25 protein-coding genes and 1 tRNA gene are annotated in these 23,430 nt (G+C 65.1%); 14 read left to right on the top strand and 12 right to left on the bottom strand.

Annotation, left to right across the window (positions count from 1 at the left end; genetic code table 11):
• Nucleotides 1-280: 280 nt before the first annotated feature.
• Both ACL02S_RS23680 and ACL02S_RS23675 read right to left on the bottom strand, forming a co-directional pair.
• Nucleotides 281-354: transfer RNA gene (locus tag ACL02S_RS23680), tRNA-Leu, on the bottom strand.
• An 88-nt stretch (nt 355-442) separates the two neighbouring features.
• A complete protein-coding gene (locus ACL02S_RS23675; protein ID WP_412804702.1) occupies nt 443-1,945 on the bottom strand; it encodes an amino acid permease in 1,503 nt (500 codons plus the stop codon).
• A gap of 320 nt (nt 1,946-2,265) precedes the next feature.
• Here ACL02S_RS23675 and ACL02S_RS23670 point away from each other — a divergent pair, with 320 nt between their 5' ends.
• Complete coding sequence (locus tag ACL02S_RS23670; protein ID WP_412804701.1) at nt 2,266-2,760, top strand: SRPBCC family protein; 495 nt, start codon at nt 2,266-2,268, stop codon at nt 2,758-2,760.
• Between the two features lie 19 nt (nt 2,761-2,779).
• Here ACL02S_RS23670 and ACL02S_RS23665 read toward each other — a convergent pair whose 3' ends face one another.
• From ACL02S_RS23665 to ACL02S_RS23640, 6 genes are all read right to left on the bottom strand, one after another.
• Complete coding sequence (locus ACL02S_RS23665; protein ID WP_412804700.1) at nt 2,780-3,727, bottom strand: Ppx/GppA phosphatase family protein; 948 nt, start codon at nt 3,725-3,727, stop codon at nt 2,780-2,782.
• The gene (locus ACL02S_RS23660; protein WP_412804699.1) at nt 3,720-4,259 is read right to left on the bottom strand and encodes a DUF501 domain-containing protein; all 540 of its coding nucleotides are present in this window, start codon (nt 4,257-4,259) and stop codon (nt 3,720-3,722) included. The genes ACL02S_RS23665 and ACL02S_RS23660 overlap by 8 nt, the downstream gene beginning before the upstream one ends.
• Nucleotides 4,256-4,861, bottom strand: coding sequence for an FtsB family cell division protein (locus ACL02S_RS23655; protein ID WP_412804698.1), 606 nt, complete (start codon nt 4,859-4,861; stop codon nt 4,256-4,258). Before ACL02S_RS23655 ends, ACL02S_RS23660 begins: the two co-directional genes overlap by 4 nt.
• Before the next feature lie 144 nt (nt 4,862-5,005).
• Entirely contained in the window at nt 5,006-6,292 is a 1,287-nt protein-coding gene (gene eno / locus ACL02S_RS23650) for a phosphopyruvate hydratase (RefSeq protein ID WP_412804697.1), read from the bottom strand.
• 114 nt (nt 6,293-6,406) lie between these two features.
• Nucleotides 6,407-7,120 (bottom strand): lytic transglycosylase domain-containing protein, encoded by a 714-nt coding sequence (locus ACL02S_RS23645; protein WP_412804705.1) that lies wholly within the window; start codon nt 7,118-7,120, stop codon nt 6,407-6,409.
• Nucleotides 7,121-7,257: 137 nt separating this feature from the next.
• Nucleotides 7,258-7,632, bottom strand: a complete 375-nt coding sequence (locus ACL02S_RS23640) for a hypothetical protein (protein ID WP_412804696.1) — start codon at nt 7,630-7,632, stop codon at nt 7,258-7,260.
• Nucleotides 7,633-7,665: 33 nt separating this feature from the next.
• On the opposite strand from ACL02S_RS23640, the gene ACL02S_RS23635 reads away from it, so the two are divergent.
• The 5 genes from ACL02S_RS23635 to ACL02S_RS23615 all read left to right on the top strand — a co-directional run bounded on the left by ACL02S_RS23635 (nt 7,666) and on the right by ACL02S_RS23615 (nt 13,622).
• Nucleotides 7,666-8,589 carry a TauD/TfdA family dioxygenase gene (locus ACL02S_RS23635; protein WP_412804695.1) on the top strand — a complete coding sequence of 308 codons (924 nt, stop codon included), beginning with the start codon at nt 7,666-7,668 and terminating at the stop codon, nt 8,587-8,589.
• Nucleotides 8,561-9,565 (top strand): ornithine cyclodeaminase family protein, encoded by a 1,005-nt coding sequence (locus ACL02S_RS23630; RefSeq protein WP_412804704.1) that lies wholly within the window; start codon nt 8,561-8,563, stop codon nt 9,563-9,565. Before ACL02S_RS23635 ends, ACL02S_RS23630 begins: the two co-directional genes overlap by 29 nt.
• Nucleotides 9,556-11,130, top strand: coding sequence for an alanine racemase (locus ACL02S_RS23625; protein WP_412804694.1), 1,575 nt, complete (start codon nt 9,556-9,558; stop codon nt 11,128-11,130). Before ACL02S_RS23630 ends, ACL02S_RS23625 begins: the two co-directional genes overlap by 10 nt.
• A 46-nt stretch (nt 11,131-11,176) precedes the next feature.
• A complete protein-coding gene (locus ACL02S_RS23620; RefSeq protein WP_412804693.1) occupies nt 11,177-12,208 on the top strand; it encodes a PLP-dependent cysteine synthase family protein in 1,032 nt (343 codons plus the stop codon).
• A gap of 73 nt (nt 12,209-12,281) precedes the next feature.
• On the top strand, nt 12,282-13,622 hold the full coding sequence (locus ACL02S_RS23615; RefSeq protein ID WP_412804703.1) for an MATE family efflux transporter: 1,341 nt from the start codon (nt 12,282-12,284) through the stop codon (nt 13,620-13,622).
• A gap of 24 nt (nt 13,623-13,646) precedes the next feature.
• Here ACL02S_RS23615 and ACL02S_RS23610 read toward each other — a convergent pair whose 3' ends face one another.
• Nucleotides 13,647-14,654, bottom strand: coding sequence for an NADP-dependent oxidoreductase (locus tag ACL02S_RS23610; RefSeq protein ID WP_412804692.1), 1,008 nt, complete (start codon nt 14,652-14,654; stop codon nt 13,647-13,649).
• 309 nt (nt 14,655-14,963) lie between these two features.
• Nucleotides 14,964-16,040 (bottom strand): phospho-N-acetylmuramoyl-pentapeptide-transferase, encoded by a 1,077-nt coding sequence (gene mraY, locus ACL02S_RS23605; protein ID WP_412804691.1) that lies wholly within the window; start codon nt 16,038-16,040, stop codon nt 14,964-14,966.
• Nucleotides 16,041-16,282: 242 nt separating this feature from the next.
• Between mraY and ACL02S_RS23600 the strand changes: the two genes are divergently transcribed.
• Together ACL02S_RS23600 and ACL02S_RS23595 are read left to right on the top strand one after the other, a co-directional pair.
• The gene (locus ACL02S_RS23600; RefSeq protein ID WP_412804690.1) at nt 16,283-17,170 is read left to right on the top strand and encodes an alpha/beta fold hydrolase; all 888 of its coding nucleotides are present in this window, start codon (nt 16,283-16,285) and stop codon (nt 17,168-17,170) included.
• Nucleotides 17,171-17,290: 120 nt separating this feature from the next.
• A complete protein-coding gene (locus ACL02S_RS23595) occupies nt 17,291-18,196 on the top strand; it encodes a cation diffusion facilitator family transporter (RefSeq protein WP_412804689.1) in 906 nt (301 codons plus the stop codon).
• A 54-nt stretch (nt 18,197-18,250) separates the two neighbouring features.
• Here ACL02S_RS23595 and ACL02S_RS23590 read toward each other — a convergent pair whose 3' ends face one another.
• Nucleotides 18,251-18,937: a class I SAM-dependent methyltransferase gene (locus ACL02S_RS23590; RefSeq protein WP_412804688.1), complete on the bottom strand. Its 687-nt coding sequence runs from the start codon at nt 18,935-18,937 to the stop codon at nt 18,251-18,253.
• Between the two features lie 260 nt (nt 18,938-19,197).
• On the opposite strand from ACL02S_RS23590, the gene crcB (ACL02S_RS23585) reads away from it, so the two are divergent.
• From crcB (ACL02S_RS23585) to ACL02S_RS23560, 6 genes are all read left to right on the top strand, one after another.
• Nucleotides 19,198-19,668, top strand: coding sequence for a fluoride efflux transporter CrcB (gene crcB / locus ACL02S_RS23585; protein WP_412804687.1), 471 nt, complete (start codon nt 19,198-19,200; stop codon nt 19,666-19,668).
• The gene (locus ACL02S_RS23580; protein WP_412804686.1) at nt 19,665-20,012 is read left to right on the top strand and encodes a DUF190 domain-containing protein; all 348 of its coding nucleotides are present in this window, start codon (nt 19,665-19,667) and stop codon (nt 20,010-20,012) included. The genes crcB (ACL02S_RS23585) and ACL02S_RS23580 overlap by 4 nt, the downstream gene beginning before the upstream one ends.
• Nucleotides 20,012-20,377, top strand: coding sequence for a fluoride efflux transporter CrcB (crcB, locus tag ACL02S_RS23575; protein WP_412804685.1), 366 nt, complete (start codon nt 20,012-20,014; stop codon nt 20,375-20,377). The genes ACL02S_RS23580 and crcB (ACL02S_RS23575) overlap by 1 nt, the downstream gene beginning before the upstream one ends.
• A 248-nt stretch (nt 20,378-20,625) precedes the next feature.
• Nucleotides 20,626-21,372 carry a class I SAM-dependent methyltransferase gene (locus ACL02S_RS23570; protein WP_412804684.1) on the top strand — a complete coding sequence of 249 codons (747 nt, stop codon included), beginning with the start codon at nt 20,626-20,628 and terminating at the stop codon, nt 21,370-21,372.
• Nucleotides 21,373-21,526: 154 nt separating this feature from the next.
• Nucleotides 21,527-22,036, top strand: coding sequence for a hypothetical protein (locus ACL02S_RS23565; RefSeq protein ID WP_412804683.1), 510 nt, complete (start codon nt 21,527-21,529; stop codon nt 22,034-22,036).
• A gap of 60 nt (nt 22,037-22,096) precedes the next feature.
• On the top strand, nt 22,097-22,672 hold the full coding sequence (locus tag ACL02S_RS23560) for a TerD family protein (RefSeq protein WP_412804682.1): 576 nt from the start codon (nt 22,097-22,099) through the stop codon (nt 22,670-22,672).
• Nucleotides 22,673-22,809: 137 nt separating this feature from the next.
• Here the strand turns inward: ACL02S_RS23560 and ACL02S_RS23555 are convergent.
• A partial coding sequence (locus ACL02S_RS23555) for an IPT/TIG domain-containing protein (RefSeq protein ID WP_412804681.1) occupies nt 22,810-23,430 on the bottom strand: 621 nt, incomplete at its 5' end.

The following is a 23,430-nucleotide window of genomic DNA, read 5'->3' as shown; positions in this document are numbered from 1 at the left end:
ACACAACAACCAGCCAACCCACCACACAAGCTGCCGACGACACCCCCCAGGAAGAACCAGACACCTCGGAGGCCAGTACCCCCAGCGAAGGAACTGTCAGCGTCCGGTAAGAGAACCGGCAGAAACGGAAGGCCAGCTCTTCGAGAAGAGTCAGCGCACACTGTCCCGACACAGATAACCGATCAACCCACCGCGCTCGACACCCGATGGTCCGACCGAGTCGGTAGATCGGCGTCGCCGACCACGGCGCCGACAGGAATGATCTACCCGCTTTCCCAGGTGCCCCCAGTCGGACTCGAACCGACACTTGGCGGATTTTAAGTCCGCTGCCTCTGCCAATTGGGCTATAGGGGCGCCGGGACAGCTTACCGAATCGTGCGAATCTACTGGAAATCCCGGTGCAGAGCGCCAAGGTCCGATCCGCCGTACCGGACGTGTCCAGCTACGTGGCCGAGGTCTTCCTGAGCATGGAGTTACGCCGGGAGTAAGCGAAATAGACGGTGACCCCGATCGCCATCCACACCAGGAACCGCAGCCAGGTCTCCACCGACAGGTTCAGCATCAACCACAGGCAAGACAGCACAGCGAGGATGGGAAGCAGCGGAACGAACGGAACACGGAATCCACGCGGCAAATCGGGGCGAGTACGGCGCAGGATCAGTACACCGACCGCGACCATCACGAACGCGAACAGTGTCCCGATATTGACCATCGCCTCCAGCGCACCGAAATCGACGAAGCCAGCCAGCACCGCGCACACCACGCCGACGAGTGCGGTGATCCGGACCGGCGTGCCGTGCTTACCGGTATGCGCGAGCTTGCGCGGTAGCAGGCCGTCGCGCGCCATCGCGAACAGCACGCGGGTCTGCCCGAGGTACAGCACCATCACCACTGTGGTGAGTCCGGCGAGAGCACCGATCGAGATGATGTTCTTCACCCAGGTGTCTCCGTGGATCGCGAAAGCCGTCGCCAATGTGGCGTCTTTACCGGCCAGCTCGCTGTAGTGCACCATACCGGTCAATACGAGCGACACCGCCACATACAGGACGGTGACGATGAGCAGCGAGCCCAGGATGCCGCGCGGCAACGCACGCTGCGGATTCTTGGTCTCTTCCGCCGCCGTCGCGACAACGTCGAAACCGATGAACGCGAAGAACACCAGGCTGGCAGCGGCGAGCAGGCCATACCAACCGTAGGTGCTGTTCCCGGCACCGGTCAGATAGGAGAACAGCGACTGCTCCAGGCCCTGCCCCCGCTCGCCCGGCTCGGACGGCGGGATGTACGGGGAGAGGTTCGAGGACTTGAAGTAGGTGAGGCCGACGACGATCACCAACGCGATCACGCCGAGCTTGATGGCCACCGCCACCGCCGACACCCGCGAGGACACCTTGGTACCGGTCGCGAGCAGCACGCCGAGCACCGCGATGAGCACCACCGCGCCCCAGTCGAAGGTCACCGAGCCGAACAGCGTGATCGGCCCGGTACCGAGCAGTTCACCGAGATATTGTGACCAACCCTTGGCCACCACCGATACCGCGAGCGCGAACTCCAGGATCAGGTCCCAGCCGATGATCCACGCGGCCAGCTCGCCGAACGTGGCGTACGAGTAGGTGTACGCGCTACCAGCCACAGGAACGGTCGAGGCGAACTCTGCGTAGCAGAGCGCGGTCAATCCGCAGGCGATCGCGGCGAAGACGAAGGCGAGCGAGATCGAAGGACCCGAGATATCGCCCGCGGTCCTTGCGGTGAGTGTGAAGATACCCGCGCCGACCACGACGGCGACACCGAAGATGGTGAGGTCCCAGGCGGTCAGGTCCTTACGCAGTTTCGAATCGGGCTCGTCGGTATCGCGGATCGACTGCTCGATGGTCTTGGTGCGGAAGAAACCGCCCAAGCGCGACGAGGCATCACCAGCCTTATCGGCTTGTGAACTGGGGTTCGTCACGCGCTCTCCTTCATTCGTGCTGTTGTGCCTCTGTTCCGCGCCAGTCGACACCACAATGTGCATCCGCTATGGAATTGCTGATCTATAGCGCGGTCACGCGAAGATCAGCAGGCACACACCACAACAGTCCCGTTATACCGAAGAGACATATCCGTGCCCTGGAGCATAGAACCGGGTCAAAGTACCCGACACCGGGATTCTGATGCTAATCGGGTGGATAGGAAGACCGGGACGCGGAGGGTTTGCTTCCCTTATGATGGGACACTCGGCATCCGTCTGATTGACCAGCACGGCAGACCTATCCAGAAAGCTGTGTGCTGATGGTTCACGTGGCGATCACCGTGCGCGCGGCACCGGAGCAGATCTTCGCCGTCCTCTCCGATGGATGGCTGTACTCCTCCTGGCTGGTCGGCGTCACACACGTCCGTGCCGTGGACGAAACCTGGCCCGCGACAGGCTCCCGGATACACTACAGCATCGGGGCATGGCCGTTCACGGTGAAGGACACCGCCGAAGTGATCCTGGCGATACCGCCGTACCGGCTCGAATTGGAGGCAACGGTCAAGCCGCTCGGCTCGGCATTGATCCGTATCGGACTCTGGGAGACAAGGCCGGGGGAAACCCACATCCGCATGTACGAGCACCTGACCCGAGGACCAGGAATAGCGCTACCCCGGATAATCCAAGGACTGCTCCTGGCGCCCCGTAACCAGGAATCGCTGTCCAGGCTCGCCGCACTCACGATCGGCAGAGAGCGCACTGGCACCGCACACACCGAAAAGGATCCGGACCGGAGCGACGGCCCACGCGCCTGAGCGCCTTCGCGGAAACCGGTCAGGCGATCGACAAAGCGATACCGTCGAGGATGTCGTGTTCGCTGACCACCAGCTCGGAAATTCCCGCACGACGAGACAGTTCCTCGGCGAGCACCTCGGTGATCACCGCACCGCCGCCGATCACATCGACCCGACCGGAGTGTATCGGGCCGAGAGCCGCGCGCCGGTCGTGATCCATGGCGATCAGCTGATCGCAGACCTCGTGTAACCGGTCGAAGCCGAGCCTGGTGAGATGGACCTTTGCCGAATCGTATTCGGGGAGTTCGAGCGCTACTGCCGCGAGCGTGGTCATCGTGCCTGCCACACCGACCCAGGTACGTACCCCGTCCACTGGGACGTGCGTGAATGCCTCGGCCAGCCGTTCGGCGGCGAAGGCACGCGCGGCGGCGACCTGCTCGGCGGTCGGCGGGTTGTCCACAAGGCAGCGCTCGGTGATCCGGACACAGCCGATATCGGCGGAGAACGCGGACCGCACCCCAGTACTGTCGCCGAACACCAGCTCGGTCGACCCACCGCCCAGGTCCACCACCACGAAGGGGCCCGCGGTGCCGGACAGCTCGCCGATCGCACCGGCGAACGACAGCCGCGCCTCCTCGTCACCGCTGATCATCTCGGCTTCCGCGCCCGTGACCACGGCACCGAGTTCGGCGCGCGCCATGGCGAAGAACTCGTCCCGGTTGGCCGCGTCCCTGATAGCGGAAGTGGCTACCATCCGTACCCGGCCGACCCCTGCTTCCCGCATCCGCGCGACATAGGCGGCCAGCGCCACGCGGGTACGTTCGATCGCCTGCGGCGCGAGCGAACCGGTCGCGTCGACCCCTTGGCCCAACCGGACGATGCGCATCTCACGATGCACATCGGTCAGCCTGCCGTCCGCGCGCACATCGGCGATCAGCAGGCGAATGGAGTTGGTGCCGCAGTCAACGGCGGCTACCCGGTCAGTCATCGTTATGTTCCAGTCTCTCGGTGCCCGCGGGCTGATAGGTCGGCCAGTCGGCGGGAATCGCGGTGCCACGCAGACCGTGCTCGGCGGCCAGCGCCACCGCTTCGTCGCCGAGTGGATTCACCCCCGGCCCCTTGGCCAGAGCGTGCGCGATCAGAACGTGCAGGCATTTGACCCGTTCCGGCATCCCACCGCCGGTGAAATCGGTGCCGAGCGACTCGATGGCATCGCGCTCGGCCAGATAACTCTCGTGCGCGGCGCGATACGCCGCGGCCAGCTCGGAATCGGTGTCCAACCGTTCGGTCATCGCGCGCATCACCCCCGCGGATTCCTGTCTGCTCGCCTCCGCGGTGAGGCGGGGGTCGGTCAGATAGTAGAGCGTGGGGAAGGGGGTACCGTCCGGCAGCCGCGGCGCGGTCTTCACCACGGCGGGCAGCCCGTCCGGCGTGCGGTAGGCGATGGCGAGCACGCCGCGCGGGGCGCGGCCCAACTGCTCGGCGATGATCGCGAGATCCTGGTCGGTCGGTGCGGTCACCTCGGTCCTTCCGGTTCTTGCGGTGGCGGCTGCGCAGCCGAGGTCGGCTGCGGCTCGGAGATGCTGCGCCACAATTCGGTATACCAGGGCTCTGGTTGCCTGGCTTCGGTCGGCGCCGGAGGCAGTGCGGGCGCCTCGATACCGGGTACCTGCACGATATAGGGCGTCTCGCCGGGCATGACCAAGCGGAGCCGGTCCCGCGCCTCGGTACGGATATACGCCGGATCCTGTTGCTGCGCACGACGATCACGCAACCGGGTCAGATCCTCCTCCAGCTCTTCCCGCTGCTGCACCAGGCGGGCTGCCTCGGCACGCTGGGTGAAGTATGTGCGCATCGGCACCGAGAGGGTGAGCGCGAGCGCGCACACAACCAGCGCCAAGATCACCGCCCTACCGGTGGGTGATACGAGAATAGTGTGGTCGTGCCGATCAGCGACAGAACGCGACGCGGAGGTACGCGCACCCGGCTTCTTCTCCGTGTTCTCCTGCCGCCTGCGGCCACGCTTGGCCGTTGGATCGGTCGGCCTGGTCCGCGCGGCCCGCGAGGTGTGGCGGTCGCCGCGTCCGGCCGGACTGGTCCCACGCCCACGTCGCTCCGTCATATCACGCCTCTACGGTATCCGGTCCACGGTGTTCCCAGGGCCCTGCGTGGTCACGCGTATCGCCTCCAGGCCCATCGTTCACACCGTATCCACTCCGCGGTGCGCCTGTCGCGTACTGCGCGCAGTACGCGACAGGCACGGATATCACTCGTCGAACACGTAACGGGGAAAGGCGACTTCACCGGCGTAGCGTGCCGAATCACCGAGCGCGTCCTCGATGCGCAGCAACTGGTTGTACTTGGCGACCCGCTCGCTGCGCGCCGGAGCGCCGGTCTTGATCTGCCCACTACCCACCGCGACGGCCAGATCGGCGATAGTGGTGTCCTCGGTCTCGCCGGAGCGGTGCGACATCATCGTCTTGTATCCGTTGCGATGCGCCAGCTCCACCGCGTCCAATGTCTCGGTGAGCGTACCGATCTGGTTGACCTTCACCAGCAGCGCATTGGCCGCGCCCTTGACGATGCCCTCTTCCAAGCGCTCCGGATTGGTGACGAACAGGTCGTCGCCGACGAGCTGGACCCGATCGCCGATCTGATCGGTCAAGGTCACCCAGCCATCCCAATCGTCCTCCGAGAGCGGATCCTCGATGGACACCAGCGGGTAGCCGGTGAGCAGTTCGGCGTAGAACTGCGTCATCTCCTCGGCCGAACGGACGGCGCCCTCGAACGTGTAGCCGCTCCCCGAGGTGTAGAACTCGGTGGCCGCGACGTCGAGCGCGAGCGCGATATCGGTGCCGAGCTTAAGACCGGTCTTGGCGATGGCCGAGCTGATCAGGTCGAGCGCCTCCTTGGTGCCGGCCACATCCGGCGCGAAACCGCCCTCGTCACCGAGGCCGGTGGACAGCCCCTTGGACTTCAGCACCGACTTGAGCGCGTGGTACACCTCCGCCCCCCAGCGCAGCGACTCCTTGAAGGTCGGTGCGCCGATCGGGGCGACCATGAACTCCTGGACATCGACACCGGTATCGGCGTGCGCACCACCATTGAGAATGTTCATCATCGGCACCGGAAGTACGTGCGCGTTCGGGCCACCGAGATAACGGAACAGTTCGAGGCCGGAGGACTCCGCCGCCGCCCGTGCCACAGCCAGCGACACACCGAGCAGGGCGTTGGCGCCGAGCCGGGACTTGTCCGGGGTACCGTCCAGATCCAGCAGCACCTGGTCGACGCCACGCTGCTCGACCGCGTCCAAGCCGATGACAGCTGGGGCGATCTCATCGAGCACGCCTTCGACAGCCTTGCGCACACCCTTGCCCCCGTAGCGCTCACCACCGTCGCGCAGTTCGACGGCCTCGTGCTCTCCGGTGGACGCGCCGGAAGGCACCGCCGCCCTGGTCAGGGTGCCGTCGTCGAGAGCGATCTCGACCTCGACGGTGGGGTTACCGCGCGAATCCAGGATCTCGCGAGCTCCGACCTGTTCGATGATGGCCACGAAAACGACACTCCTTCGGCTGCTGACACGGTGGGTCTCACGGGGATGACCGTGCGTTGCGAGCCTATCGCCCTTACGGCGTGGCGAGTAACCGGCACTCCGGAGAGCGATAGATCACACCGCGCGTCCGATGCTGTAGCCCGCGGCCCGGTCACGCACAGTGCGCAGATAGCTGTTCGACTGGTTGTAGGTGAGCACCGCACGCTGCCAGCCCTGCGCGGAAGTGAGATCACCACCGCTGACGCAGAGGTAGCGCGCCGCGGTGAGCGCGGCGTCATCGATGCTCTGCGGATCGACCACCCCATCTCCATTGGCGTCGACACCCCAGCGCGCCCAGGTTTCCGGAATGAACTGCAGCGGGCCGACCGCGCGGTCGTGCACCGGATCACCGTCGAGTGCGCCACCGTCGGTGTCCACGATCAACGCCACCCCTGGCGAACCGTCCAATGGGATGCCGACGATCGGCGGGTACACCGAACCATCTGCGCCGACCACCGCACCGCGGTGGGTGCCATGCCTGCTCTCCACACTGGCGATACCGGCGATGGTGGTCCACGCGACCCCGCAGCCGGGACGGGCCCTGGCCATCACCGCCGCCGCATAACCGTAGGCCTCCAACGCGATCGGCGGGATACCCAGCCGATCGGCCTGTCCATCCGCCCAGTCACGCAACTGAACAGCGGTGCGGCCGGGGGCATCCAGATCGATGGCGGGAACCGGGGTACCCGGGCCCGGAGGAATCCCCTCCGGGATCGGTGGGCGCTCGATCCCGCACCCAACGAGTCCGAGGAGCACGACGACGGTGGCCGAAACGACAATCTTCTGCAGCACCCCTCCATCATCCAGATGCCGGCTGAACAGCAATTCGCCTTCGCCATGAAACAACTGGCCGCACCGGTGAATTTTCTTACCACGCGCCACCAGGTGAGCACCTGCGGTCAGGACAACGGCGAATCGATCTACGCTCACGCAGTCCGGCGCTCGGCCGGAACAGAACGCCCGTTATCGCGCAACAGGCGCCGTGGAACATAATTTTCGCCGACTCGCTTAGGTAAGCCTTGTTTTACCAACACAGAACGGATACCTTCGCGAATCGAATCGCCACCCTTGCTTTCGAACCGCTGCGAAGAAGGGAAAACTCGGTGAAAAGCGTGCTTTCCAACCGTAAGACGCTTCACCCGCATAATCTCGAACAGCGCGAGCTCTCCGCGGCGGCGGGCCGTGCGGTACGCGAGCTCGCCGGAGAGATAGCCGCCACGCTTTCCACCACGCTCGCCGACCGGCCCGACGTCGCACACACACTCACGGATCCGGCGTTGATCGAACAGATCGATACTCATACCTCCCGGATCCCCGACGAGGTGCGCCACGCTATGCGACCGCCGGCCACCACCGCGGGAGCAGCGATAGTCAGCGGTATTCCCTTCGTGGACAAAGAATTCGGCCCTACTCCGCCGAGCTGGTACGCCGCCGCTCGATATGGCGGCGATCCGGTGGCGCGTATGCGCTCGTTCGAATTCGACCTCCTCATGCTGCTGCTCGCCCGCAGCGTGGGGGAACCGTTCGGCTGGCAGGGGCAACAGGGGGGACGGCTGGTCAACAACATCGTTCCGGTGGCCGGACACGAGCACGAGCAGTCCGGTGCCAGCAGCACGGCGCTGCTCAGCCCGCATACCGAGGACGCCTTCCATCCACGGCGGGCACATCTGCTGCTGCTCGGCTGCCTGCGTAATCCGGATCTGGTCGGCACGACGGTGTCATCGGTGCGCCGCGTCGCGCTCGCCGCAGCACACCAGGAACTGCTCAGCACCCCGGTCCTGCCGATCCTGCCGGATATCTCTTATGACACCAGTCCCGAGAAACATTCGGCGATACCCGTTCCCACATTGTGGAGTATGTCCGGCGTCGATCAGCAGACAATTCGATACGACCCGGCATATACCCCGCTCGCGGACGCGGAACCCGAATTCCGCGCGGCCTATCGGCAGCTCACCGTGGAACTCGGCCGGGTAAGCGTGACCGCCGCGCTGGCCCCTGGCGAAATACTGCTGGTGGACAACGATATCGCGGTACACGGCCGAGTACCGTTCACCGCGCGGTACGACGGCGCCGATCGATGGCTCAAACGAGTGAACATCCGAATTCCGGAACGGCACCGCCGCACCGCGGAATCCGCCGAGAATGGATATGGGCAACACATCGTCGCCCCGTTCGCCGCGGCGGGCACTCCGCCGGTCGAGCGCATTCTAGAACGAGATGCGGTACCGAATGATCGAGGACCCGTTGAGCACTCGTGACCGGAGCACCCCGCTACGGGTATTGAGCCGACGTGATCTGGCCGATGTCCCCATCGCACCCGCAGCTGTCGTACGCGCGGTGGAAGACGCGTATCTGGCTTTGGCGGCAGGGGATTCGGATAACCCACGCAAGCTGAGCGTCGCGCATCCGGATGGCTGGTCGGTCGCCTATGCCATGCTCGGCCGCGACGGACGCAGACGTGTGGTGGCGATGAAAACCTCCTACAAATTCGATCCAGCCCATGACCGCAGCACGAAACGCTATTTCACCACTATCACGCTCTACGACGACACCACAGGTGCGCCGATCGCACTGATGGACTGCGCCAGAGTCGGCGCGCTGCGCACCCCGGCGGTCTCCGCACTGCTGGTGCGCGAAACCCTCCGCCGCGATGCGGAAAGCGTGCTGCTGATCGGCACCGGAACCCAGGGCCGCAACGCCCTGCCGCACCTACTCGCCGCGAACCCACAGCTACGCACCCTGATGGTCTACGGAACGCATCCCGAGGGGTTGGAAGCCGTGCATCGCCAACTCGCCGAGCATTACCCGCACGCGGTACTGGAGACCGTGACCGATCCCCGAGCCGCGGCCGCGGATGTCGTGCTGGCCACCGCGGGCCCAGGCACCGAGGTCGCGCTCGAAGCGGAGGATCTTGCCCCCGGTTCGGTCGCGGTGCTGGTCGGCTACGGGCTCGCACCGTCAACCTTGATCCGCGCCGATCGCGTCATCGCGACCAGCGCCGAACAGATGGCGCTTACCGGCACCGATATGGCAGGCCCCGACGGCGTCTTGCGCGCGGTGGACACCGAACTACCGCACATTCTGCACCGGCGCGCGCTCGCGCGGCGTTCGGACGACGAACGTGTCTTCGCCTACAACAGCGGGCTGGTGCTCACTGATATCGCGGTGGCCCACGCCCTGGCCGAACAGGCCATCGCGGAGGGACGTGGCACGGAGGTATCGCTATGGGATTGACGCGCGGCGGCCGTACCGCCGGATCGGAGCACCGAGCTTTCGCCACCGGATCAGCTCAGGTAGAGGCACTTGCTGAGCCGGAGCGCAGCCTCACCACAGCAGGAAAGAAACACGCGAGCCCCCGCACGGGAACCAGGTCCGGCACGGACAGCGAAACATCAGCGCCGCGCAGCCCGGTCCGCTCCCGTCCCAGCACAGGCACCGGCCACAGCAATACGGGTGCTGGACATGGCACCGGCGACTCGATCACCGCGACACCGATGCCCGCGCACCTGGACCCGTGGGAACACCGCCTGTTCGATGATCCGGCTCTGCTCGGTGAGCTCGCTTTCGCCGTCGGCGGGCCGTTTCATGTGATGTATCCGCCGCGGGTGGCACATAACATCCGTGCTTTCCACAGCGCCTTCGAACGGGCAGGCGTGCGGGGCACGATCTACTACGGCAAGAAGGCGAACAAGGCCGCGTGTATCGCGCGGGCGTGCGCCGAGCACGGTGCTGGTATGGACGTCGCGAGTATCGGCGAAGCGACCGCCGCGCTGGCACAGGGCATCCGCGGGGACGAACTCATGGTGACCGGTCCGGCCAAATCGGACGATCTGCTCTGGTTGGCCGCCCGGCACGGTGCCCTGATCGCGGTGGACGACCTCGGCGAACTCGATCGGCTCGCGGCACTGGCCGCCCCGGCTACGCAGGCGCGTGTGCTGATCCGGGTCCTGCCCACCGCCTCGGCGAGCCGGTTCGGTATGACGGGCGCCGAAATCGCCACCGCGTTGCGCGTGCTCGGTGACCGCGCGACGATCCGGCTGGAGGGCTTCAGTTTTCATCTGTCCGGCTACGACGCGGTGGCACGCGCGGAGTTCGCGGGTGAGCTGATCGCCCGCTGCCTGCACGCGCGGACGCTGGGGCATCCGGCCACCACCGTTTCGATCGGCGGCGGATTCGGCGTCGACTATGTTCCGGCCGCCGCGGCGGCGGAATTCGCCGAGCGCGCCAGCCGGGACTGGTTCCATTCCGGGAAATCCTTCGATTCCTACTATCCCTACCACTTTCCGGTGCCAGGCCCGGCCATGCTCACCCAGATCCTCGATCATGCGGATCTGGCCCTGCGGTTGCGCGACAATGCCATCCGGCTCGCGATCGAACCGGGACGCGCTCTGCTCGCACACGCGGGCTGCACCGTCTTCCGGGTCCAGGGCGGCAAGACCAGACACGCGCACGGCGAGCCTTACCGGTTGCTGACCGTCGACGGCACCAGCCTGAGTCTCTCCGAACAGTGGTTCGGCAGCGAGTATCTACCCGATCCGCTGTTGTGGCCCGCGCGCCAAGGTACGCCGACCCCGACCAGCATCGGCGCGGCCACCTGCCTGGATTCCGATATGCTCAGCTGGCGGCGCGTGCCACTGCCCCGCCCCGCGGACATCGGCGATCTGCTGATCTATCCGAATACCGCCGGATATCAAATGGATTCGAACGAGTCCGCCTTTCACGAACTGCCCATCCCGCCGAAAGTGGTGCTGTACGACGCACCCGGCGGCCGCTTCCGCTGGACCCGCGACGGGCACTGATCCACCTCCCCGATCCGGATTCCCCGACCCGAACAAGGAGATATCGATGCCGCTCGTCACGCGTGTGACGGATCTGATCGGCCGCACACCGCTGTTCGAGCTCGCGGCCACCGCGACGGGCACCCGGCTACTGCTCAAACTCGAGCAGTTCAACCCGACCGGAGCGGCCAAGATCAGGATGGCCCGCGCGATGGTGCTCGATGCCGAACGGCGCGGTGCGCTGCGCAGTGGCGGGCACATCATCGAATCCACCTCCGGCAATACCGGGCTCGGTCTCGCGGTGGTCGCCGCCGAGCGCGGGTATCGCTTCACCGCGGTAGTCGATCACCACGCCTGTAAAGACAAACTGCGCGCGATGCGCGCGCTTGGCACCGAACTGGTGTATGTGGCGGGTGAAGGCGATGCCGAGCCCGCCACCTCGGCGCGGGAAGATCTGGCCGCGGCGATGGCCGCCGAACGTGAGGACGCCTACTTCACCGAACAGCACAACAATGCCGCCAATCCGGTCGGCTATTACGCGGTGGCCGAGGAATTACTCGCGGACGTGGCTCGGGTCGACATCCTGTTGTCGGCGGTCGGCACCGGCGGTTCGCTGTTCGGCACCGCGACCCGGTTACGCCAGCTCGGCTGCGTGCCCTATGTGATCGGTGTCGAACCGGTGGGATCGATCGCCTTCGGCGGTCCTGGCGGTCCGTACTGGCAGTCGGGCACCGGCACCCCTCCTGGCGCCACCATCGGCAGCGCGGTGGACTATGCCCTGCTCGACGAGGGCGTGCAGGTTTCCGATGTGGCGGCGTTCGCGACCGCCCGCGCGGTAGCGGGCGAACTCGGCCTGCTGCTCGGCGGGTCCGCGGGTGGTTCGGTGCATGCCGCGCTCACCCGGCTTGCGGATTTCCCGCCCGGCTCCACCGTGGTCACCATTGTGTGCGACGGTGGGGAAAAGTATCTGGACACCGTCTTCGACGAGGAGTGGATGAACGACCGGGACCTGCTCGACCCCGACGCCGAAAGCGAAGTACTCGACCTGCTGCGGCGCTACACACCCGTCGCAAGACACAGCCTTGTGGCGGCGCGATGAGTCGGCGCCGGTGAAGCTGTCGAGCTCCCTCGGCGACGGACGGCAGCTGACCGCGCTGGCGACTCCGATCGCGATGACCCAGCTGGCGCAGATCGCGGTATCCACCACCAATATCGCGCTGATGGGCACGCTCGGCATGCGGCAGGTGGCCGCGGGCGGCCTTGCGCTTGTGCTGTTCAATCAGATCCGCACCATGTGCGTCGGATTGATCACCGCGAGCGGCAACCAGATCGCCACCGCGGTGAGTGCCGCGGATAAGCGCGGCGAAGCACCGGATCGCCAGATCCGAGACCTACTGCGGTCGAGCTTCCTGATCGCCACGATCGCCGGATTCCTCGGCGGCGCGGCGCTGGCCGGGCTCGGCTGGGTACTGCCATGGCTCGGTCAGGATCCGGAGGTGCTCACCGACGCCCGTCCGCTGCTGCTGGCGCTCGCACCCGGCCTGCTGCCCTGTCTGTGGTTCCAGGTGCTGCGGCAGTACACCGTCGGCATGCGGCGCCCGCAGGCCCTACTGCTGGTGACGCTCGGCTCGGTGGTGCTGAATCTGCTGCTTGCCCTCGGCTTCATCCACGGCGCGGCCGGGCTGCCCGCCCTTGGTCTCACCGGCATCGGCGTCGCGACCTCCCTGGTATTCCTGATCACCTTCGGCGTGCTCTCGACGATGGTCCGGTGCGATGACCAGCTCGGCCGCACCCTGCCACTGAAGCCGCTACCGGTACGAACGGCGACGGTAAGGGCGGAACTGAAACTGGGCGCGCCGATCGCGCTCACCTACGGTTCCGAAGCGGGAATGTTCTCGGTGCTCGCCCTGGCGATGGGCAGCATCGGGCCCGAGGCACTGGCCGCGCACAATGTCGTCTACCAGATCACCTACATCGTGTTCCAGGTCGCGATCGGACTATCGCACGGTGCGTCCATTCTGGTCAGCCACACCGTCGCCCGCGAAGAATACGCACACGCCCGCGCACTGGCCCGGCTCGCACTGCGGTACGCCGCGGTGATCACGGCGGTGACCGGCGCGGTGTATGTGCTCGCGCCCGACGCGGTGCTGCTTCTCTTCCTCGACTCCCCCGATAGCGAAGCCCTCCGGATCGCGCACACCCTGCTGCTGATCGGGATCGTGCTGCAATTCTTCGACGCCGCCCAGAACATCGGCACCGGTCTGCTACGCGGATTGAAGGCGACCCGAGCAGCCTTCCGGCTCTCACTCTTCGGCTACTGGGGTATCGGTATCCCCGCGGCCTTGCTGCTCGCCTTCCCCGCCGGATTCGGCGCCGCGGGTGTCTGGTTAGGACTGACCGCGGGCCTGGCCACCACCGCCGTGCTCATGCTCCGCCGCTACTTCACCCTGCTCGCCGAACAAGAGCGCGAGCGGCCACACATGCTTCCGGTATCGCTCAGCTCTGGGTGCTGAGCGATACCGGTCCCGACCGAGCCGTTAAACCAGCTGGAGCACGAGCTTGCCGACGTTCTCACCACGGAACAACATCTGCAAGGTATCCGGGAAATCGTCCACGCTGCCCTCGACCACATGTTCTTTGATCTTGATCCGGCCCGCGCCGATCCAGCCCGCGATCTCCTCGGCGGCCTGCGCGTAGCGATCGGCGTAGTCGAAGACCACGAAGCCTTCCATCCGCGCGCGCCGCACCAGCAGCGACATGTAGTTCGACGGGCCCTTGACCCGCGTCGGATCGTTGTACTGACTGATCGCACCGCAGATCACCACACGGGCACGCATGGCGAGACGCCGGAGTGCCGCGTCCAGGATGTCCCCACCGACATTGTCGAAGTAGACATCGATGCCGTTCGGGGCCAGCGTGCGCAACGCCTGCTCGACATCGTCGGCCCGATAGTCGATCGCCGCGTCGAAACCGAGTTCGTCGGTGAGCAGCGCGCATTTGTCCGGGCCGCCCGCGATCCCCACCACACGGCAACCTTTCACCTTCGCGATCTGACCGACCATGGTCCCGACCGCACCTGCCGCACCGGAGACTACGACAGTCTCCCCGTCCTGCAACGCACCGACATCCAGGAGACCGAAGTACGCCGTCATACCAGGGATACCGAGAGCACCGAGATACGTCGACGGCGAGGCGAGCGACGTGTCGACCTTCGTGGCACCCGCCCCATCGGAGATCACGTACTCCTGGGCGCCGAAAACGCCGACGACATGATCACCTGGCCGGAAATCGGGGTGCTCGGAATCGATGACCTCGACAACGGAAGCCGCCCGCATCACCTCGCCGATCCGCACAGGCGGCAGATAGGAAGGGCGGTCGTCCAGCCAGCCGCGCATAGCCGGGTCCAGTGAAATGACGCGTGTCCGGCCCACGAAACTGCCTGGTCCAGGTTTCTCGACAGGCACGGAGCGGTGCTCCCAGGTATCGGGTTCGATGGCCCCCTCAGGGCGCGCCGCCAGCAGGATCTGACGGTTCATCGCGGACATAGCACCTCCTGTTGGCCGGCCCGCACCATTCCCACCGGCAACTGCGGATCATGAGCAAGGCGGTGTGGGTACTGCTGGGCAAGCCGGGATCCCGTCTTCTATTCCTCAGTGGCCACAGTAACGCAGGCGCGCCGGCGACCCTCGCCACGACGTCACCACCGCTACCGGCTCCATCTCCAGGCCGGGAAGTCCGGCCCGAGATCACCTGATTGCCGGTTTCCGGCTCATCTCGGCCGATCACCGACAAGGCCGAGCAAGCTGTCGTACAGCGGTTGTCGAAGACCTGGCCGTCGTCGGCGGCAGCCGGGACTATTCGACAGCGGTGAGGTACTCGCCGTAGAACACCATGAGCCCAGCGGCCGCGGAGATCCCGGCCAGCAACCAGAATCGGATGACCACGGTGGTCTCCGCCCATCCGCCGAGTTCGAAGTGATGGTGGAACGGCGCCATCTTGAACAGTCGGTGCCGAGTAGTGCGGAATACGATGATCTGCAGCAGGACCGAGAGGATCTCGGCGAAGAACAGCGCGCCGACCACAACCATCAGCAGCTCGGTGCGCGTGGTGATCGACAGCCCGGCCAGCAACCCACCCAATGCCAGCGACCCGGTATCCCCCATGATGATCTTGGCCGGTGCGGCGTTCCACCACAGGAAACCGGTACACGCGCCCACCCCCGCGGCGCAGACCAAGGCCAGGTCCAGCGGGTCTCGAACGGTGTAGCAACCAGCGACGGGGGTGGTAACGCACGCGTTGGTGTATTGCCAGAAGGTGATGATGGTGTAGGCGCCGAGCGCGAAACCCATCGAGCCCGCTGCCAACCCATCGAGACCATCGGTGATATTCACCGCATTGGACCACGACACCACGAGGAAGCAGACGACGAGTACGAAGACGACCAGCGGAACCGAGAGCATGACGATATCGCGGACATCGGACAGGTGCCTGCTGGCCGGAGTGAGACCGGTACTGTCCGGAAACCGCAGGACCAGAATGCCGAATACGATCGCGGCAGCGAACTGGCCGAGATACTTCCCTGTCGAGGTCAATCCGAGGTTGCGGCGCCTGCGCAGCTTGATGAAGTCGTCGAGGAATCCGACCACGCCCAATGCGGTGGCCAACCCGAGGACCAGCAGTCCGGAAGCGGATATGCCCGGAGTGCCATCGCGGACGCCGATCAGGTGTGCACCGAGATACCCGGCCCAGATACCGATCAGAATCGCGATACCGCCCATGGTCGGGGTACCGCGCTTGGCCTGATGACTTCGCGGGCCCTCGACACGGATCTCCTGACCGAGATTTCTCCTGGCGAAAAGCTTGATGAGCAACGGTGTCAACATGATAGAGACCGCCAACGCGATCATCGCCGACAACAGGATCTGCCTCATCCGCCCCCCTCTCTCTGTTGCCGCGCTAATTCCAGCCTGTTCCGGCCCGCGCACGGCTACGGGCGTGCCGGTCATATGCTAGCCAAACACGGCACCGGCGCATATGCGCTGTCACGGCCCACATTCGGCGCAGCCGGATACGAATATCGCGGCGGGATTGCTGTCGAGCGTCTCCGAGTACGCGGCCGACATGCGCGTACGAGACTGTCGACACGGCCATCGAGGTGGTGCACAGTAACGGAATGGACCGTTTCCGGTCAGGACGCGCACGGCTGGCGACCATCACCGCAGCCGTGTTATTGGTCGTCTGCGGCGCGATTCAAGGCTGTTCCGACCGATCGGATTCCACCGACGAGGTGTGGCGGACACTTCCGCCGTTGGGACCGGCATCGGCACCCGCCCAGAGCGGATACGCACCCATCGGCGACATCCGCATGTATTACGCGGAGTACGGCCAGGGACCACCCGTTGTGCTGCTGCACGGCGGATTGGCCAGTTCCGAATACTGGAATTACCAGATCCCCGCGCTGGTACGGGCCGGCTATCGGGTCGTCGTCGCGGACAGCCGCGGCCATGGGCGCAGCACCCGCGACTCCGAGCCATACAGCTACCAGCTCATGGCCGCCGACGTTCTCGCGCTGCTCGACTACCTCGCACTGCCGAAAGTGGACCTCATCGGCTGGAGCGACGGTGGCGTCATCGGCCTCGATATCGCCATCAATCACCCGGAACGACTCGGCAAGCTCTTCACCTACGGCGCCGATGCCGATCCTTCCGGGATGATCCCGCACGGGGACGACAATCCGACCTTCGCCCGCTACATTGCCCGCACCCGCACCGAATACCAGGCGCTCTCCCCCACACCGGACCAATTCGACAGCTTCCTCGCGCAGATCAGACGGATGTGGGATACCCAGCCCGACTACACCGCCGCACAACTACACGCCATCACCGTGCCGACCACCATCGCCGACGGCGAATACGACGAGGTGATCACGCGGGCTCATACCGAGTATCTGGCCCGGATCATCCCGCACGCGAAACTCTGCATCCTTCCCGACGTCAGCCACTTCGGCATGCTGCAGAACCCCGACGAGTTCAACCGCGCGATACTCGATTTCCTGAGCTGACTTCCGAACCTCTGCCCCAAACGACCAACAGACACCCATAGGCATACCGGCCAGTATTCATATGCACATTCGCATATGTATGGTGGTGTTTGTGATTCAACCGCGGGAAGGAGTGGCCTGATGGGGCACGGACACAGTCACGGGAGCGGGCACGCCGGAGGACGGCATCGCAGCAGGCTGGCGCTGGCGTTCGTACTCATCGCCACGTTCTTCGTCGTCGAACTCGTCTTCGGGCTACTGTCCGGCTCGCTCGCCCTCATCTCCGATGCCGGACATATGGCCGCCGATGTCGTGACGTTGGCCGCGGCGCTGGCCGCGACCAGCATCGCGACCCGTAAGGACACCACGGGTCGACGCACCTACGGTTCCTACCGTGCCGAGGTCTTCGCCTCCGGGTTCGCGGTGCTGACCATGCTCGGCGTATCCACCTACATCGTGATCAGCGCGCTCGGACGCATCGGCAGCGAACCCGAGATCCAGACCGGGCCGATGCTGATCGTCGGCGCGCTCGGACTTGCGGTCAATATCGCCGCACTGTTCCTGCTCCGCTCAGGCGCCACCGAAAGCCTGAACGTCAAGGGCGCTTACCTCGAAGTGGTCGCCGATACCGCCGGATCCGTCGGGGTGGTCGTGGCGGGCTGGCTTGTGCTGACCACCGGAAACCCGTTGTGGGACACCGTGCTCGCGCTCGCGATCGGCGCCTTCGTCGTCGTTCGCGCACTCATGCTCGGCCGCCAGGTTCTCGCCGTCCTCGGACAGCATGTCCCGGAAGGGATGGATCTGGCCGCGATCGAATCCGACCTCACCGGCATCGAGGGCGTGGTCTCGATCCACGACCTGCACATCTGGACCCTTACCTCCGGCATGAACGTCGCCACCACCCACCTTGTCATCGCCGACGGGCACGACGCCCCCACCATCCTGGCCGAGACCGCGAGCAAGCTGCGCGACGACTACGATCTGGCCCACGCCACCATCCAGGTGGAGTCGACAGATCACACCGGCTGCCACGAACTGGGCTGGTAACCACGGCTCCGGTCGAATACGACAGCCCGCCCGCGGCCATGACCCGCACCGACTTCAGGCCAGATGTGCCGACAGCAGCCAGGCCGGTATGGACTTGCGACCGTTGCCCTCGTCCCGGATATCGGTGCCGAGAAACTCGCGGAGAGCCGGGAGATCATCGGGATCGTAGGCGTGGATGCGGGCCGACCGGATCTCATCGATCGCCCAGTACGCACCGACCACCTCGCGTAATTCCTCGGCCGAAACCGGGTTGGCCTGGCCTACCGGCACAGTGGCCCGGTCGAACACCAGCACGAAATAAGACGCGCCCGGTGCCGCGGCACGCACAATCGATTCCTGATAGCCCTGCCGCAGTTCGACCGGCATCGCATGGAACAGGGTGCTGTCGACGATGGTGCCGAAACGGCCGTCGTAGCCAGTGAACGCACTGATATCGGCAACCTCGAAACTGGCGTTGTCCAAGCCGCGTCTGGCGGCCTCCGCTCGAGCGAGTTCGATCGCGGTGGGCGATTGATCCAGACCGACGGTCGTGAAACCCCGCTCGGCCAGATAGAGCGATACCGCGGCCTCACCGCAGCCCGCGTCGAGGACATCGCCGTGGAACTTGCCCGCCTCGATCAGCGCGGCGATCTCCGGCTGCGGTTCGCCGATACTCCACGGCGGCCGGTTGCCGAGCCCCATATCGACATCCTCACCACGATAGGCGGATTCGAACTTCTCTGCAGAGGAAGGATTTGTCATACCCAACATCTATCAATCCAGGTGGCCGCTGTCGATACCACGCACCGGTGGGGGCAGATCAACAGACCGGGCACCCGCCCCTCGACTCCGTTCGACCGAGGTGGGATGCCGTATGCTGGTCCATCGGTGACCGGTTTCCCTGGCCGGGTCGCCCGGCGGTGGGGCCCGCCATACCCGAACCGCGGCACCGGCCGCCAACGGTCCCTACTCGACGCCACGACCTGCCCCACCGAGCGGGAGCGGATGAGTAGGAGGGTGCCTTGCCCATACCCGAGCAGGGAGTTACCAGCGCGCCTGATCCGTTCGCGGTGCGACCGCGCCCGAATCCATGGCGCGAGCAGACACCTGTCGTCGCGGCTGTCGCCCTCGGCGGTGCGCTCGGCGCCACCGCACGCTACGCCGCCACGCTCGCCTGGCCCACCCACGGTGAAGCGTTCCCATGGTCGACGCTGACGGTCAATATCACCGGCTGCGCGCTTATGGGCGTCATCATGGTGCTGATCACCGATATCCGGACCGGACACCAGTTGCTGCGCCCATTCCTCGGCACCGGCGTTCTCGGTGGTTACACCACCTTCTCCAGCTACGCCGCCGATATCGACCAACTCATCGACAGCGGCCACACCGTGACAGCCTCGGCCTATCTCGTCGCGACCCCGGTACTCGCGCTGACCGCCACCTGGACAACCGCCGCCTGCACTCGCCGCCTGCTCCTCCGGAGGACACCTTGACTCGGCTCACCGGACCCGCACTACGCCTGACGGTGTTCATCGGCGAAAGCGACACCTGGCGGCGTAAACCCCTGTACAGCGAGATCGTGCACCGCGCCAACCGCGCAGGCCTCGCCGGAGCGAGCGTCTTACGCGGTATCGAGGGATTCGGTGCCTCCTCCCGCATCCACACCACCCGGCTGCTGTCGCTCAGCGAGGACCTGCCCATCGCCGTCGTCATCGTCGATGCCGCCGATCGCATCCGTGCCTTCCTGCCGCAACTCGACGAACTCGTCACCGAAGGTCTGGTCATCCTCGACGAGGTCGAAGTGATCCGCTATCTCGGCAGGCAGGGTGAGCAGTGATGAGCTGGCTGTTCGTCATCATCGGCGCCATGATCGGCGCGCCGATACGCTATCTCACCGATCGCGCCGTACAAGCCCGCCACGACTCCGTCTTCCCTTGGGGCACCTTCACCGTCAACCTCACCGGCAGCTTCCTCCTCGGCGTGCTCACCGGCGCGGTGTCCACCGACAGCGCCCTGCGTCTACTCATCGGTACCGGCCTGTGCGGAGCGCTCACCAGCTACAGCACCTTCAGTTACGAAACCCTGCGGCTCGCGGGCACCGGTGCTCGATTCAGTGCCGCGGCCAACCTCATCGCCACCATCGGCGCCGGCCTCGGCGCCTACTACATCGGCACTACCCTCGCCGACGCCATCTGGACCTGACCACGGGTACCCGGCCCATACACCATCCTTTCACCGTGACTTCCGGCCCTTCCTTCGGCAGGTGACACCTGGACACTATGGGGATGTGTGATGCCGAGCGAAAGGATTGATCATGGATTGGCCGACTGCCGCTGTCCTCATCGCCATCACCATCGCAGTCATGGTGATGGTGTCCACCTACCTGAGCGCGCGGAAACCGTAGCCGAGCGCAGCACAGCCGCAGGAGAGGATCGGCGAAGGGGACCGGGATGAGCACCGATTACGACGAGAACCTCGTTGCCGAACAATACCGACGAGCCAAAGAGCAGCCTTGGCGATCGCAGATAGAAACCTATTCGCTGATGAAACTGATCGGCGATCCGAGCGGTAAGAAGGTCATCGATATCGCTTGTGGTGAAGGATATTTCACCCGCTTGCTCCGGCGTGCGGGGGCGGCGGAGGTAGTCGGCATCGACATCTCCCACCGGATGATCGAACTGGCCCGCGCACACGAGGCAGCCGATCCGCTCGGCATCGAATACCGCATCGGCGATGCCGGGGCGATCGTGCCACAGCAAGATTTCGACCTGGCGGTATCGGCCTGGTTGCTGGCCAACGTGCGAGAACGCACGGAACTGGCACGGATATGCCGGGGGCTGGCGTGCAGGCTGCGCCCCGGTGGCCGCTTCGTAACTCTTACGACGAATCCCGACGTGTATTTCTTCGATCCGGCCCCGGATTATCGGAAATACGGATTCGCTATGACGCTGGCCGACCACGTCTACGAGGGTGCCCCCATACTATGGACACTGGACCTCGGCGACTCCGAACTGAAGATAGAGAATTACTATCTACCCCCCAGCGCGTATGCGGAAGCACTCCGGAACGCGGGCTTTCACGATGTCGCTATCCATCTGCCCGAGCTCGCTCCCGGCGCACAGGGTGGCGACAACAGCGATTACTGGGCCGACTTCATGAACGCTCCGATGATGATACTGATCGACGGTGTCACCTGAGCGCGGTACCGCAACAGGGCACAACGGCAGTACATCGAGAGCACTTCGGCAGTGCACCGGAGAATAGTGCCAGCGCACAAGTGGCACAGCGTCTTAGACTGCTAGGAGCAGCGTGGACAGCCCGCCACGCGCGACGATCCACGAGGTGCCGCAGATGTCAGCCGGAACAGAACCCGCCCGATATCGATACAACTCAACCGATCATCCCGAGCTGGAAGCGCTTCCCGAATGGCCTCTGGAGACCATCGGCGTGCTGGTGACCACCGATCCGGCGCCACACGCGATTCCGGTGTCCTGGCCGGTGCGGGCCGGTGATCGGCAGATACTGATCAGCCTGAAATCCGACCGTGGCTCACTGGCGCGGCTACAGGCCCGCCCCGAGGTGGCGCTGCTGATTCTCGGTGGTGGCGATGTGGCGATGTGCGCGCGTGGAACCGCGCACGTGGTCGCTGAGCAGATGCCAGGCGCTGAAGACTATGTCGCTGTTCGTATCGACGCCGACACGATCGATGATCACCGTCAGTCGGCCTTCGCGGTCGTATGCGGTATTCAGCGTACGGTGCTCGACGACGAAAGTGAGCTGCGCGCGCTGCGGGACCGGGTGCGCACACTGCAGTCCTGGGTAGCGGACCATGACATGAAGCAAGTCGATGTTTCCGGATAGTAAGAGCTTCCGGATAGTTAGGAAAGGAAGCGGCACAACCGTGTCGCGTGGAAGGGGATCATGAGCGTCACTTTGGCCAAAGGCGGCAATGTTTCGCTGTCCAAGCAGGCGGCGAACCTCACCAAGATAGCGGTGGGTCTGGGCTGGGATGTGCGGACCACCACCGGCGCCGACTACGATCTCGACGCCAGTGCGCTGGCATGCGGGCCGAATCTGAAAGTGCTGTCCGATAAGCACTTCGTCTTCTACAACAATCTCCATTCCCCCGAGGGATCCATCGAGCACACCGGCGACAATCTCACCGGTGCGGGCGAAGGCGATGACGAGGTCATCAACGTCGACCTCGCAGCCACCCCGCCGAACATCACGAACATCTTCTTCCCGGTGTCCATCCACGACGCCGATGCGCGCGGACAGTCGTTCGGCCAGATCCGCAACGCCTTCATCCGCGTGGTCGACGCCAATACCGGTACGGAATTGGCCCGCTACGACCTCACCGAAGACGCGTCCACCGAAACAGCCATGATCTTCGGCGAGCTGTACCGGCACAACAACGAATGGAAATTCCGCGCCATCGGCCAGGGCTATGCGTCCGGGCTCGCGGGGATCGCCCGCGATTACGGCGTCAACGTCTGATCACACCGGATTCCACCACCGCCGCTTGGTCCTTTCACTCGAATGTCCCGCAGGGCATCGAGCGAAAGGACCAAGCGGCGAAACTCGGCCACAGGCATTTGGGGTATGCCGATGGCCGAGTTCGTCGTCACCAGGGGTCAGATGTAGGTGTAGGTGATCGCATTGCTGGTGCCGTCCCCGGTGGTGACGGTGACACCGACCGGGCCGAGGGAACCCGAAGGCGCCACAGCGGTGATCCGCGTGTTGGAGTCGACGGTGAAGGACGTCGCCGGGGTCGCACCGAAGAGCACAGTGGTGGCGCCCATGAAATCGTTGCCGGTGAGCGTGACGGTATTGCCGCCGACCGTGGAACCGGAATTCGGGCTGAGCAACTCCAGTGCCGGTGCACCCCCGTAGGAGTAGATAACACTGTTGCTGGTACCGGCCGGGGTGGTGGCCGTGACATTCACGCTACCTGTCCCCGCGGGCACCGTAGCCCTGATCCGACCGTCGTTCTGGACGGTGAAGGATGTCGCCGGGGTCCCGCCGAAGAACACGGCGGTGGCACCGGTGAGTCCTGCGCCGTTCAGATTGACCTGGTTGCCGCCGGAGGCGGACCCTTTACTCGGGTTGACCGACGTGAGTACAGGTGAGGCACCATACGCGTAGACCACACTGTTGCTGACGCCACCCGGAGTAGTCACCGTGACCCCCACCGTGCCGGTCCCCGCAGGAACGGTAGCGGTGATCTGGGTATTCGAGTCCACCGTGAACGACAG

The organism is Nocardia spongicola, assembly GCF_047200775.1.
Lineage (GTDB): Bacteria > Actinomycetota > Actinomycetes > Mycobacteriales > Mycobacteriaceae > Nocardia.
The sequence above is the reverse complement of the archived record's forward strand: the minus strand, read 5'-3'. Positions and strand labels throughout refer to the sequence as shown.

What these genes read in the sequence shown, in the direction of transcription:
- ACL02S_RS23670 (WP_412804701.1), top strand. Translation starts at nt 2,266, where the DNA reads ATGGTTCACGTGGCGATCACCGTGCGCGCGGCACCGGAGCAGATCTTC.
- ACL02S_RS23665 (WP_412804700.1), bottom strand. Translation starts at nt 3,727, where the DNA reads ATGACTGACCGGGTAGCCGCCGTTGACTGCGGCACCAACTCCATTCGC.
- ACL02S_RS23655 (WP_412804698.1), bottom strand. Translation starts at nt 4,861, where the DNA reads ATGACGGAGCGACGTGGGCGTGGGACCAGTCCGGCCGGACGCGGCGAC.
- ACL02S_RS23640 (WP_412804696.1), bottom strand. Translation starts at nt 7,632, where the DNA reads ATGAGTATCGATCTGTTCGATCAACGCCGGATCCGTGAGTGTGTGTGC.
- ACL02S_RS23635 (WP_412804695.1), top strand. Translation starts at nt 7,666, where the DNA reads ATGCGACCGCCGGCCACCACCGCGGGAGCAGCGATAGTCAGCGGTATT.
- ACL02S_RS23630 (WP_412804704.1), top strand. Translation starts at nt 8,561, where the DNA reads ATGATCGAGGACCCGTTGAGCACTCGTGACCGGAGCACCCCGCTACGG.
- ACL02S_RS23625 (WP_412804694.1), top strand. Translation starts at nt 9,556, where the DNA reads ATGGGATTGACGCGCGGCGGCCGTACCGCCGGATCGGAGCACCGAGCT.
- ACL02S_RS23620 (WP_412804693.1), top strand. Translation starts at nt 11,177, where the DNA reads ATGCCGCTCGTCACGCGTGTGACGGATCTGATCGGCCGCACACCGCTG.
- ACL02S_RS23615 (WP_412804703.1), top strand. Translation starts at nt 12,282, where the DNA reads ATGACCCAGCTGGCGCAGATCGCGGTATCCACCACCAATATCGCGCTG.
- ACL02S_RS23610 (WP_412804692.1), bottom strand. Translation starts at nt 14,654, where the DNA reads ATGTCCGCGATGAACCGTCAGATCCTGCTGGCGGCGCGCCCTGAGGGG.
- mraY (WP_412804691.1), bottom strand. Translation starts at nt 16,040, where the DNA reads ATGAGGCAGATCCTGTTGTCGGCGATGATCGCGTTGGCGGTCTCTATC.
- ACL02S_RS23600 (WP_412804690.1), top strand. Translation starts at nt 16,283, where the DNA reads ATGGACCGTTTCCGGTCAGGACGCGCACGGCTGGCGACCATCACCGCA.
- ACL02S_RS23595 (WP_412804689.1), top strand. Translation starts at nt 17,291, where the DNA reads ATGGGGCACGGACACAGTCACGGGAGCGGGCACGCCGGAGGACGGCAT.
- ACL02S_RS23590 (WP_412804688.1), bottom strand. Translation starts at nt 18,937, where the DNA reads ATGACAAATCCTTCCTCTGCAGAGAAGTTCGAATCCGCCTATCGTGGT.
- crcB (WP_412804685.1), top strand. Translation starts at nt 20,012, where the DNA reads ATGAGCTGGCTGTTCGTCATCATCGGCGCCATGATCGGCGCGCCGATA.
- ACL02S_RS23570 (WP_412804684.1), top strand. Translation starts at nt 20,626, where the DNA reads ATGAGCACCGATTACGACGAGAACCTCGTTGCCGAACAATACCGACGA.
- ACL02S_RS23565 (WP_412804683.1), top strand. Translation starts at nt 21,527, where the DNA reads ATGTCAGCCGGAACAGAACCCGCCCGATATCGATACAACTCAACCGAT.
- ACL02S_RS23560 (WP_412804682.1), top strand. Translation starts at nt 22,097, where the DNA reads ATGAGCGTCACTTTGGCCAAAGGCGGCAATGTTTCGCTGTCCAAGCAG.